Annotated in this window: 11 protein-coding genes; 8 read left to right on the plus strand and 3 right to left on the minus strand. The window is 68.3% G+C overall.

Annotation, left to right across the window (positions count from 1 at the left end):
* Nucleotides 1–38: 38 nt before the first annotated feature.
* From J6U32_RS03430 to nagA, 4 genes are all read left to right on the plus strand, one after another.
* Nucleotides 39–1,469, plus strand: a complete 1,431-nt coding sequence (locus J6U32_RS03430) for a sugar porter family MFS transporter (protein WP_208793553.1) — start codon at nt 39–41, stop codon at nt 1,467–1,469.
* Nucleotides 1,466–2,386 carry an N-acetylglucosamine kinase gene (locus tag J6U32_RS03435; RefSeq protein WP_208793554.1) on the plus strand — a complete coding sequence of 307 codons (921 nt, stop codon included), beginning with the start codon at nt 1,466–1,468 and terminating at the stop codon, nt 2,384–2,386. The genes J6U32_RS03430 and J6U32_RS03435 overlap by 4 nt, the downstream gene beginning before the upstream one ends.
* Before the next feature lie 87 nt (nt 2,387–2,473).
* Entirely contained in the window at nt 2,474–3,496 is a 1,023-nt protein-coding gene (locus J6U32_RS03440; protein ID WP_208795933.1) for an SIS domain-containing protein, read from the plus strand.
* A 12-nt stretch (nt 3,497–3,508) separates the two neighbouring features.
* A complete protein-coding gene (gene nagA / locus J6U32_RS03445) occupies nt 3,509–4,669 on the plus strand; it encodes an N-acetylglucosamine-6-phosphate deacetylase (RefSeq protein ID WP_208793555.1) in 1,161 nt (386 codons plus the stop codon).
* Nucleotides 4,670–4,993: 324 nt separating this feature from the next.
* Here the strand turns inward: nagA and J6U32_RS03450 are convergent, their stop codons facing one another.
* Entirely contained in the window at nt 4,994–6,625 is a 1,632-nt protein-coding gene (locus J6U32_RS03450; protein ID WP_208793556.1) for a DUF6777 domain-containing protein, read from the minus strand.
* 220 nt (nt 6,626–6,845) lie between these two features.
* The gene (locus J6U32_RS03455; RefSeq protein WP_208793557.1) at nt 6,846–7,400 is read right to left on the minus strand and encodes a DinB family protein; all 555 of its coding nucleotides are present in this window, start codon (nt 7,398–7,400) and stop codon (nt 6,846–6,848) included.
* A 128-nt stretch (nt 7,401–7,528) separates the two neighbouring features.
* Between J6U32_RS03455 and J6U32_RS03460 the strand changes: the two genes are divergently transcribed.
* Nucleotides 7,529–8,170: a pyridoxamine 5'-phosphate oxidase family protein gene (locus J6U32_RS03460; protein ID WP_208793558.1), complete on the plus strand. Its 642-nt coding sequence runs from the start codon at nt 7,529–7,531 to the stop codon at nt 8,168–8,170.
* Here J6U32_RS03460 and J6U32_RS03465 read toward each other — a convergent pair whose 3' ends face one another.
* Entirely contained in the window at nt 8,171–9,766 is a 1,596-nt protein-coding gene (locus J6U32_RS03465; RefSeq protein ID WP_208793559.1) for an AMP-binding protein, read from the minus strand.
* Nucleotides 9,767–9,884: 118 nt separating this feature from the next.
* Here J6U32_RS03465 and J6U32_RS03470 point away from each other — a divergent pair, with 118 nt between their 5' ends.
* The 3 genes from J6U32_RS03470 (at nt 9,885) to J6U32_RS03480 (ending at nt 12,019) form a co-directional block, all read left to right on the plus strand.
* The gene (locus J6U32_RS03470; RefSeq protein ID WP_208793560.1) at nt 9,885–10,691 is read left to right on the plus strand and encodes a LuxR C-terminal-related transcriptional regulator; all 807 of its coding nucleotides are present in this window, start codon (nt 9,885–9,887) and stop codon (nt 10,689–10,691) included.
* Nucleotides 10,692–10,696: 5 nt separating this feature from the next.
* Nucleotides 10,697–11,170, plus strand: a complete 474-nt coding sequence (locus J6U32_RS03475; protein WP_208793561.1) for a GNAT family N-acetyltransferase — start codon at nt 10,697–10,699, stop codon at nt 11,168–11,170.
* A 66-nt stretch (nt 11,171–11,236) separates the two neighbouring features.
* A complete protein-coding gene (locus J6U32_RS03480; protein ID WP_208793562.1) occupies nt 11,237–12,019 on the plus strand; it encodes an IclR family transcriptional regulator in 783 nt (260 codons plus the stop codon).
* The last annotated feature ends 180 nt before the right edge of the window (nt 12,020–12,199 follow it).

Raw genomic sequence — 12,199 nt, forward strand, 5'->3', positions numbered from 1 at the left:
TTGGTATACACCAATCCAGACCTCGCGGAGGTACCCCGATGACGACCCACCCGGCAACCCGACCACCGGTCGGGACACGAGGCACGTCCGGACTGATGGTGGGTATCGCCGCCGCCAGCATCGGCGTGATCTACGGCTACGACAGCAGCAACATCGGCGCGGCCCTGAAGTTCATCGGCGCCGACTTCGGCCTCGGCGATGCCGGCAAGCAGGCGCTCGCGACAGCGGTCGTGATCGGGGAGATCGTGGGCGCCATCGGAGCCGGCTGGCTGGCCAACCGCCTCGGCCGTAAGCGCTCGATGGTCCTCGTCGCGGCCACCTACTGCTTGTTCGCGCTGTTCAGCGCGCTGTCGCCGACGCACACCGTCCTCCTCGCGGCACGGTTGCTGCTCGGCGTGACCGTCGGTGTGTCGATCGTGGTGGTACCGGTCTTCGTCGCCGAATCCGCCCCGCCACGTTCGCGCGGAGCGATGCTGGTGGCCTATCAGGTCGCGACCATCGTCGGCATCATCGGCGGCTATGTGGTCGGGTACTTCCTCGCCGGCCACGGCGCCTGGCGCTGGATGCTCGGCATCGCCGCGATCCCAGCGCTCGCGGTGACCGCCCTGGTCGCCGTCATGCCCGACACCCCACGCTGGTACGTCTCCAAGGGAAGGCTCGACGAGGCCCGGGCGACGCTGCGCAACATCGAACCCGACGCCGACATCGACACCGAGATCGAGGAGATGCGGCAGGCACTCACCGAGGAATCCGGCGGCTCGCTCGGGGAGATGTTCCGCCGGCCGTGGATTCGCGCGACCGTCTTCGTCGTCGGACTGGGCTTCCTCATCCAGATCACTGGCATCAACGCCGTCGTCTACTACAGCCCGAAGCTGTTCGAGGACATGGGTTTCTCCGGTGACTTCGGCACCTTGATGCTGCCGGCCTTCGTGCAGATCGCCGGTCTGGCCGCCGTGCTGATCTCGCTGTTCACCGTCGACCGGTTGGGCCGACGCCCGATCCTGCTGGGCGGGATCGGCGCCATGGTGATCGCGACGGTCGTGCTGATCGTGACCTACGGCCCACTACACGGCGCCGGTACCACCGCGCACGTGTTGGGATTCGCGGGCCTGGTCCTGTTCACCATGGGATTCTCCTTCGGCTTCGGCGCGCTGGTCTGGGTGTACGCCGGCGAGGCGTTCCCGGCGCGGCTGCGCGCCAACGGATCGTCGCTCATGCTGACCTCGGACCTGGTGGCCAACGCCATCGTCGCCGCGTTCACGCTCTCGCTGATCAACGTCATCGGCGGCGCGGGCACCTTCGCGGTCTTCGGCGGATTCGCGCTGGTCGGTCTGGTGTTCGTCTTCTTCCTGGCGCCCGAGACCAAGGGCCGTAAGCTCGAAGACATCCAACACTATTGGCGCAGCGGTGGCCGGTGGCCCGAAGCGATCGCCGACGCGTCGCCCCGACAGACCAAGGTTGTCCGATGAGTATCGTCACCGACCCATCAGGCGCGAACCCCAGTGTCACCCTCGCCTTCGACATCGGCGGATCGAAGACCCACGCGGTGCGCGCCGAGAACGGCACCGTCGTCGCCGAGACCATCGTCGGCAGCGCCAATGTCTCCTCCATGGGGGTGGAGGAGGCCGGACGTCAACTCGACGCCGCGATCGAGAAGCTCGGTGGTCCCGACGGTGTGCACACGGTGCTGGCCGGATCGGCCGGTGTCGACACCCCGGCGAGTATCGAACGTCTGGAAAACCTTTTGGCCCAGCGTGTTCCGGGAGCACGGGTCGGGGTCGTCCATGACACCCACCTGATCCTCGCCGCCGCGGGCCTCGATGAGGGCATCGCGGTGATCTCCGGCACCGGTGCGGTCGCCTGGGGTCGGCGTGACGGGTGTTCGCGTCGGGCCGGCGGGTGGGGACACCTGCTCGGCGACGAGGGCAGCGGCTATTGGGTTGCGCGCGAGGTGGTTCGGCGCGCCTTGCACGACAACGATCAGGGGCTGGCCCCGGCACCGTTGTCGCTGCGCCTGGCGGAGGAATGCGGGGTCGGCGAGGTACTCGACCTGCATGACCTGTTCTACACACGTGCCGACCGCCAATATTGGGCGCGCCGTGCCCATGTCGTGTTCGAGCGCGCCGCGGTGGCCGACGAGCGTGCCCTGGAGATCGTGGAGGCCGCGGCCCACGCACTGGCCGAACTCGTCGGCACGGTCGCCCAGATGCTCGGATCGACCGGACCGGTGGTCCTCGCCGGCGGCCAGGTGGTCCATCAGCCCTTGTTACAGAACCGGATTCGCGAGCTCATCGCTCCGAGGGGTATCACCGACATCCGCGTACTCGAGGTCGACCCGGTCCACGGCGCGGTGCGCCTGGCCGCATCCCTCGTCGACGCCCACTGACCCACTGACCCACTGACCGGCCCACCGGCCGAGACTTCTCGAAGGAGAACCATGAACACCGTCCTCACCGACCGACCCGGACACCTGATGGCCGCCGAGATCGCCGAACAACCCGACGTCTGGCGAAATCTGTTGCGCGACGGGCATGCCGAGATTCGAGATGTTGCTGCTCGGATCGCCGCGCGTCGACCACGATTCGTCCAGTTCGTTGCACGCGGCACCAGCGACCATGCCGCGCTCTACGGCAAGTATCTCATCGAGATCCGCCACGGACTGCCCGCCGGGCTGGTCTCACCGTCGACGATGACGGTCTACGGTGCCCGCCCGGACCTGCGCGACGTGCTCTACATCGCGGTCAGCCAGTCCGGCGGGTCACCCGATCTGGTGCAGTCGGTACAGGTGGCCCGGGAGCAGGGAGCGCTCACGGTGGCGATCACCAACGCCGCGGCGTCACCGCTGGCCGACGCCGCGGAGTTCGACCTGCAGGTCCATGCCGGAGCCGAACGGTCGGTGGCCGCCACCAAGTCCTACACTGCGGAACTGCTTGCGCTGTATCTGCTCTCGGAGTCGATCCTCGGCCGTGACGGTGCTGCTGCTGCGTCGGCGCTACCCGATCTGGGGGAGAGGGTCCTCGACGGCGAGGATCGGGTGCGAGAGGTGGCGCAGCGGTATCGGTTTGCGCAGCGGCTCGTGACGACCGGCCGCGGCTATTCGTATCCGACGGCTCGCGAGGCGGCGCTGAAACTGATGGAGACTTCCTACCTGTCGGCGCAGGCGTTCTCCGGCGCCGACCTGTTGCACGGACCGCTGGCCACCGTCGACCCGCAGGTACCGGTGCTCGCGGTGGTTCCCGAGGGTGCCGGTGGCGCGGCGATGCAGCCGGTGTTGGAGCGGCTCGCCGAGCGCGACGCCGACGTCTTCGGGGTCGGGGCCGCCGAGTATGTGTCCGGGCTGACCGGTGGCTTCGTGTTGCCGACCGGAGCCCCGGATGCGTTGTCGCCGTTGCTTGAGATCATCCCGTTCCAGCAGCTCGCCCTGCACCTCGCCATCGCCCGCGGCGGCGACCCGGACACTCCTCGCGGTCTGCGCAAGGTCACCGAGACGCTGTAGGGGACACCGCAGATGACTGTCATCACCGTCGCCGCCGGCCGCGTCATCAGCGGCGGGCGAGCGCTGGAGCCCGGCTGGTTCACCATGTACGACAGCCGGATCGTCGCCGTCGGGGAGGGTGCGCCGCCGACCCCGCCCGACCGCGAATTCCCGGACGCCACCGTCATTCCCGGGTTTGTCGACATGCACGTGCACGGCGGTGGTGGCACCGGCTACACCGATGGTGTCACCGAGGAGATCGTCGCGGCGGCGGCTTTTCACCGAACACATGGCACCACAACCACTCTCGCCAGTCTGGTGAGCGCGTCGCCGTCGGCGCTGCTAGATCAGGTCGCAGCACTGCGCGAGCAAGTTGAGGCCGGAGTGATCGCCGGCATCCACCTCGAAGGGCCGTGGCTCTCGCACGCACGGTGCGGTGCACACGATCCCAGGACGCTGCGCGATCCGGACCCGGAGGAGGTCGCGGCGCTGTTGCGCGCCGGGGGTGGTGCCGTCCGCATGGTCACCATCGCCCCCGAACTCGACGGGGGACTCGATGCCATTCGGTGCATTGCCGACGCGGGAGTCGTTGCCGCGGTGGGACATACCGAGGCAACCTACGAGCAGACCCGCGCCGCGATCGACGCCGGCGCGCGCGTGGGCACCCACCTGTTCAATGCCATGCGGCCGCTACGACATCGCGAACCCGGACCGGTACTCGCCCTCCTGGGCGACGACCGCGTCACCGTCGAGCTCGTCGGTGACGGAGTGCATGTACATCGTGACCTCGCGTCCTACGTCGAACGGGTCGCCGGTCCGCGGCGGATCGCGCTGGTCACCGACGCCATGTCGGCGGCGGGAATGTCGGACGGCTCTTATCGTCTCGGAGTGCTCGACGTTGACGTGACCGACGGTGTGGCCCGCGTCAGGGAGACCGGCGCGATCGCCGGCAGCACCGCCACCATGGACCTGCTGTTCCGCCGCGCCGCGCACGGGCTGTCCGACGGTGGCCCCATCACCCGCGAGGCAGTGATCGCCGCCGTCGAGATGTGTTCGCGCACACCGGCCCGCGCGATCGGGCTCGACGACGTCGGGGATCTACTCCCCGGATACGCCGCCGATCACCTGGTGATCGACGCCGATGCCCGGCTGGTGGAGGTCGTCGTCGGAGGGTGCCCCGGGTCGGTGGTTTAGACCGGTGACACGGCGTCCCCAGATCCCAGATCGGTGGTTCAGCCCGGAGGCGCGGCTTCCCCTGATCGGTGGTTCAGCCCGGTGAAGGGGCGTCCCCTGATCGGTGCGGGTGGTCTCGAGGCCCGGCGCCTGGGGCGCCGTGCACCTCGACCATCGGGGGGAGGCGACCGCGTCGTGGTTGCCCCAGATCGGGGGGGGCAGACCGGTGATGGGGGGTTCCCGGGTCGGTGGTCGAGGTGTGAGGAGCGTTGGCGACGGGCCTCGAGACCGGCTGCGGTGGTGCTGGTTTCGGTGCGGGTGGTCTCAAGGCCCGGCGCACGGGGGTCAGCCCGCCGGAGTTGTCGTCGGTGTCTCGGTGGCTTCTTCCGATGTTTCCGTGGTGGTTTCCTCGGTCGTCGTCGGAACCTCTGTGGTCTCCGTCGTCGTCGGGGTCTCCACCGTGGTCGTTTCGGTGGTGGTCGCGATCAACGTCTGCCACGTGGCCGAGGTGATCGGCACCGAGCTACTGCCCAAGGACAATCGCCAGATTCCGGTCGAGTCGGTGGCCGAGGTGACCGACGATTGCGACAGCGAACTCTGGTACACCGTCCGCGACAACCCGTCGCTACAGGTGAGCGAGACCGAGCCGGTGGTCTCCTGCGATGGCGCCTGGCACGTCACCGACTGATTGTTCTCGGTGAAGCTGAAGCTGCCGATGGAATCACCGCTACCGCTGAAGACGGTGGGCGAGGGTGCCGCCGCCGACGAGCTGCTCGCGCTCGAACTGGTGTCGGACGACGTCGTGGTGCTGCTCGACGCCGAGGTCTCCTCGCTCGATGTCGGGTCTGCGGTCGAGGTGTCGGTTCCCGATTCGGTGCCCGACGCGGCTTCGGTGGTCTGGCCCTCGGTCGGCGGTGTGTTGCCATTGGATTCGGCCATCTGCGTGACCTCCGGCGCGGCAGCCGTCTCGCCTGCCCGGGCGAGCCCGTTCTGTGTCGCAGCCTCGTCGCTGCGCGCGGCCAGCGGTACGTTGAGTGATGCTGGCGTCGGCAGCGCCTCGGTCAGCGGCGGCTGACCCGACAGATCCAGCAACCCGCCGACCGTGCGATCGAAGAGCTGACGGGTATCGGGATTGAGCAGCGTCAACAGCGCGGCAGCACCGGCGGCCGGCGTATTCGCCTGGGCCGGAGCCTGATTGATCACGGTCGTGGTGTTGTTGACGACGGTGACGTTCTGCGTGTTGTAGGCGACGCGGGTGATGTAGTTGACCTGATAACCCTGCCAATGGGTCCCGCGGATCCGGTACCCGCCGATGGGGGCTGAGGCGGCCGGCCCGAGCGGATTACCGCACTGGCAGCGCACCCGGGGAACGCCGGCGCTGTCGACGAGAACCGAGGTGCCGGCCTGCAGCACATCCTGGAACGGCACCGCCGAACCGCCGGTGTAGCTGTAGTTGGTCACCCAGGTGTCGGCCGAGAGGATCACCGGCGTCAGGGTGTCGAGGTAGTAGGGTATGGCCTGCGTGCTGATCCCGTAGACACTCGCCCACGCCGCCGCCTGGGAGGGGTGTTGCGCGAGGAAGTTCCCCAGACCGGCCGGATCGCAGCTGGTGGACCCACCGACGTAAAGGCCCGGCGTGGTGCCGCTGACCAGTCGCGTGCCCTGATTCGGCGCGCCGGTCTGCGCGCTCAGGCGCAGACCGTTGTCGAGCGGCTTGTTGGTCAGGTTCGGCTGCGCCATGAACGGCGCATCACCCGGTGCGTCCGCGGACGTCAGCGACAGGAAGGGGATGTGGAACTCGCCCTTCTTGTTCTTCAGCACGATCACCACGACCGAGGCGAACACGAGCGCGAGCACCGCGACGATCGCGGCGAGGATCAACGTGAGATTGCGGCGATTACGCGGTTGCGGTTCGGGCGGCACGGCGCCGAACGGCATCGACGGATACGTGGGTGGCCCCGGTGGGTAGTACGACATCTGCTCGGTCTCCTACGTACGCCCGTGCCCGGCGAGGTTCGCCGCACGGATCGGTGGTGGTGTGTTCCTCGAGCCACAAGTATTGTGAGCGGCTCTGAGCAGGGGCAACCGCGTTCGGGTGGATTAGGTCGGCTGATCGAGAAATCCACCCGAACGGACTACACCGACGTAACAGACGTCCGATTCGTCGCGATGAACACGGACCGATACCGTCTCGCCCTCAGGCCTGGTCGCCGAAATCGAACAGCGCGGCCATCGTCGTCCGGCCGTCGAGAGCCTCGCGGATGATGTCGGCGTGACCACTGTGATGGGCGGTCTCGCGCAACATGTGCAGGGCCATCTTGCGTACCGTCCACCACTCCCGCTCGGGTTGCCACGGCGCGGTCGCCTGGGGGATCAGTTCGTCGAGCGAACCGACCTCGGCGATCACCGCGTCGTAGGCGAGTGCGGCATCCCGGTAGGCGGTGAGCCACTCCTCGAGCGTCTCGCCGTCGGTGAGCTCGTATCCGTGCTCGAGGTTCTCCATGTGGATCTCGGAGTTCGGGTCGCGGTCGAGGATGGTCTGGGTGTGCTCGCGCTGCACCATCGTCAGGTGCTTGAGGAGACCGCCGAGCGTCAACTCGCTCACGGTGCTGCGGCGGCGGGCCTGCTCGTCGTCGAGATCGCGCAAGGTCACCAGGAACATCGCTCGCTGATCCTCCAACAGGGTCAAGACGTCGGCCTTCTCGCCGGTGACGTCGACGGTGAGGGTGACGGAGGTGTAGGTGCCGGCCATGATGGTGCCTTTCGGAGTGGTTCGCGGCCACCACCGAAACTACGAACCAATGCGGACAGGTCCGGTCCGCATTTTCTCGGGAAGGGAAATCTGTTGCCGGGAAGCCGCGCGACGCGCACCATGCCCTCATGCCCGAGCCCTCCTCGTACTCCGATGAACCCGCCGAACTGTCGACTCTGCGCCGCAAGCCGACTCGCGGTGGCGACCGCGCGTTGCTCGACGACGTCCTCGACTCGGTCCTCGTCGGAACCCTCTCGACCGTCGTCGATGGGTGGCCGTGGTCGGTGCCGTTGCTCTTCGCCCGCGACGGCGACGACATCCTCATGCACGGATCGATCGCCGCAGGCGCATTGCGTCATGTGGCCGAGGGTGTGCCGTCGACGTTCACCGTGTTCGTCCTCGACGCCATCGTGGTGGCCGACAGTCTCTTCGACCATTCCGCGAACTATCGGTCCGCGGTGGTGCGCGGAATCCCCGAACGCGCCGACGACGACCTGGCCGCATTGGAAGCCTTGTCGGACAAGCTGATCCCGGGCCGCGTCGGCGAGACGCCGCCGATCACCGGCAAGGAGCGTGCCGCGACGATCGCCCTGCGGATGCCGATCGTCGACGGTCAGTGGATTGCCAAGGCCCGCGGCGGAGGTCCCGGTGTCGACACCGACAACTGGACCGGCGTCGTGCCCGTCCGCACCGTCTACGACGACCCGATTCCCGCGACGGGCACCGAGATCCCCGAGTCGGTGCGGCGCTTGGCGCGCGGTGGCCGGTGACTACGTCTGCCGCAGGACGAACCGCTGGATCTTGCCGCTCGGTGTCTTGGGCAGCGCGTCGACGAAATGCACGCTGCGCGGATAGGCATGCGCGGCGAAACCCGTCTTGACCAGCTGCTGCAGCTCGGCCTCCAGGGCGTCGTCGCCGACCACACCGTCGGCGAGCACGACGAAGGCCTCGAGGACCTCACCACGCAGCTCGTCCGGCCGGCCGACGACGGCGACGTCGATCACCGACGGATGGGTGATCAGCACGCTCTCGACGTCGAATGGTCCGATCCGGTAGCCGGCCATGATGATCACGTCGTCGTCCCGAGCGCTGAAGAAGTAGTTGCCGTTCTCGTCGACCCGGCCCGTGTCGCCGGTCAGGTACCAGCGCCCGTCCTCGGTGAATCGGGCCGCGGTCTTCTCCGGATCGTCGAGGTAGCCGGTGAACCACAGTGCCGGACTGGCCGATACGTCGATCGCGACCTGTCCGTCGACGATGCCGGTGGCGAAACCGGGCATCGGCTGGCCCATCGATCCGGGGATCAGCGGTCGCCGCACTTCCGGGGCCCAATGGTTGTTGATGAACATGCCGTGCTCGGTCTGGCCGTAGTGGTCACGCACCTCGGTGCCCAATGCGTCTGTCGCCCAAGCGATCACATCAGGTGTGAGAGGCTCACCCGCCGACGACGCATGCCGCAGCGAAAAGCCCTCGATCGCACCGCTCTTGCTCAGCGCGCGATACACCGTCGGGGCAGCAGCGAAGTTGGTGACGCCCAGCTCGCCGAGAATGCGAGCGGTCAGCTCCGGCGTGAAACCGGCTTGCAGCAAGATGTTCGGGCGTCCGGTGGCCAGCGGACCGAGGATGCCGTAATACAGGCCGTAGGCCCAGCCCGGGTCGGCGGCATTCCAGAACACGTCGTCGTCGGTCACGTCGAGACCAAAATGCATGTACGTGACCATCGCCGCCAGTGCGCGCACCGGAACCGGAACCCCCTTGGGCGCCCCCGTGGTTCCGCTGGTGAACAACAGGATCAGGTGCCCGGCACCGCCGACGGCCACCGAATCCTCCCAGGGCGCACTCGCGGCGAGCAGGGTGTCGAAATCGTAGGTTCCCGAACCGCTTTCCGCCAGGCTCTCGGCGCCGGCGACCACCGTGGTCAAACCGTCGATTCCGTCGAGTTTGCCGACCTGACTGGCCTCGGTCACCACGACGCCGGCGTCGCCTCCACGTAGCCGCATCTCGATCGCCGGTGTCGCGAACGCGGTGAACAGCGGGATGTAGACCGCGCCGAGGCGGGCGAGTGCCAGCAACGTGACCACCAGCTCGACGCGCTTGCCCATCAACACACCGACCCGTGAACCGCGCTCGACGCCGAGCCCGGCCAGGGCGGTCGCGAACTTCCGCGACTGCGCGGCCAGGTCGCCGTAGGTGATGCGGGTGGTGACGAGGGCGTCGCCGCTGGTGCCGACCGTCACGAACGCGACGGCATCCGGGTCGTGCCGGTCGACGAGCAGGGTCGCGGCATTCGCGTCGTCCGCGCCGAACTCGGCCAGCAACGCTGCCACCTCGGCCTCGACGGAGGGATGCGCGGGAGCGGTCTGGGTCATGGTCTCACCTGGGCCTCATGAGTAAGCTGAATCACAGTCGCATGGATTGTCTGCCGCGACCGACACTGCGTGCCACCCCCCGAAGAGGGGGAGCACAGGACCGGAGGAGGTGACCGAGATGCCCGAATCACTCGCGGCGCCGGTCACCGACGCGCTGCGCCGATTGCGCCGGGCCAGCGGTGTCTCACTTGCCTTCGGTGGTGTCGTGCAGAGCGGGCGCGGCCTGCGCCTGAGTCACTTCGTCGGTCACACCGTCGGTGCGCTCAACGGTGTTGCCGTCGACATCGGGCACGGACTCGGCGGCAAGGTGGTGGCCACCAACCGGCCGATGGTCGTCGACGACTATCTGAAGACGCCGCGGATCACCCACCGCTACAACGCGGTCATCGCGACGGAGGGCCTGCGGGCGATGGCCGCGGCACCCGTGATCGTCGACCGGACACCGGTGGCGGTGATCTACGGCGCCTTGCGCACCGACGATCCGCTCGGCGACCGCGCACTCGACGCCCTCGCCGTGGAGGCTCGCACCCTCGAACAGCAGATCGTCGCCGCCCGGACATCCGTCGAGACCGCGGCGGCCCAACCCGAGGCCGACGCGCTGCGCGTTCGGTTGACCGAGGCATATGCACAACTGCGTGACCTCGCGCGCTCGGTCGACGACGCCGAGGTCGCCGCCGCGATCGGCCGCATCACCGACGGCCTACTCGACGCCACACCCGACCACGAGTCGGCGGCGTTGACCCGCCGCGAGCAGGACGTACTGGCGCTGGCCGCGCTCGGCTATCCCAACGCACGAATCGCCGACTCACTGGGCATCGGCGTCCAGACCGCCAAGGGCTATGTGAAGGACGCGATGCGAAAGCTCGGTGCCACAAGCCGATTGGAGGCAGTGGTGATCGCGCGGCGCTCCGGTCTGCTGCCGTGAGTGTCATGACCGTCCCGGGCCGCCTCGTCCGCCTGGCCGGCCCGGCCGATGCGGCGGTCGTCGGTCGGCTGCTGTTCGACTTCAACACCGAGTTCGATAGTCCGACCCCAAGCGCCGACGAGTTCGCCGGCCGCTTCACCCGCCTGCTCGCCCGTGACGACGTGCTCGTCGTGCTGGCCGAGTCCGACGGGGAGCCCACCGGATTCGCCTACCTGACGCTCCGCCCGACCCCGTACGGCGACGGGCCGCTCGCGCAGTTGGAGGAGTTGTACGTCGTGCCCGCGCTCCGGGACGGGGGCATCGGCACCGCCCTGCTCACCCGGGCCGTCGACGAGGTGCTGGACCGCGACGCGATCGAGATGCTCATCAACGTCGACGAGATCGACACCGACACCCGACGCTTCTACGAGCGGCACGGGTTCACCAACATCGAGCCCGGTGAGGACTACCGGATGCTCTGTTACCTGCGGGAACTCTGATGGTCCGGCCGCGGCCGGCGGTCACCGGCGAAACGACGGCGCTCCGCTCTGGCGCCGTGACCATCGATGGCCGGTAACACCTCGACGCCGGGCGCGTCGGTGGCGGCGCGCACGCTCGCGTTACTCGGCACATTCGATTCCACTCATCGGGTGCTCTCGCTGTCCGAAATGGCCGTGCACGCTGGTCTTCCGCTGCCGACCGCGCATCGTCTCGCGGGCGAGCTCGAACGGTGGGGTGCGCTGGTGCGCCGACCCGACGGCCGGTACGTGATCGGCAGACGCCTGTGGGATCTCGGACTTCTCGCGCCGATCCAGTCGGGGATTCGGGAGGTCGCCGAACCCTTTCTCCACGACCTCTACGCCGCGACCACGGCGACCGTGCATCTGGCCATCCGGGAGGGTACCGCCGCGCTGTATCTCGATCGCATCTCCGGAAAGGAGTCGGTGCCGGTCGTCAGCCGGGTCGGCGGGCGGCTCCCGTTGGCCGCCACCGGCGTCGGGAAGGTGTTACTCGCATACGCCCCCAACGATATTCGCGAGGAGGTGATGGCCTCGCTCACGCGCATCACTGCGCACACCATCGTGAACCCGAAGCTCCTCGACGACCAGCTGCGCCGCGTTCACGTCGAGGGCTACGCGACAACCGTCGAGGAGATGACGCTCGGCGCCTGCTCGGTGGCCGTCCCGGTGCGCGGTCCGGACGGAGTGGTCGCCGCCCTCGGCATGGTGGTGCCATCGATCAGCGGCCGACTACCGCGGATCGTCGCCGCGTTACAGGTTGCCGCGCAAGGGATCGGGCGCTCGCTCGGGGCGCCCTCCCGGGTGGGTGGTTCTCTACACGGTGGTTAACCATCGCTGGGTCATCTCCCGTGAGCGGCGGTGCCGTATCACACGGTGGTCGAGGTGTGGAGGAGCGCTAGCGACGGAGCCTCGAGACCTGTTGTGTTGCTGCTGGTTCCGGAGTTGCGAAATTCCAGCGTCGGCTTGCGGTGGTCTCGAGACGCTCCGGCTCGCTACGCTCGCGCGGGG

Source organism: Gordonia polyisoprenivorans (genome assembly GCF_017654315.1).
Lineage (GTDB): Bacteria > Actinomycetota > Actinomycetes > Mycobacteriales > Mycobacteriaceae > Gordonia > Gordonia polyisoprenivorans_A.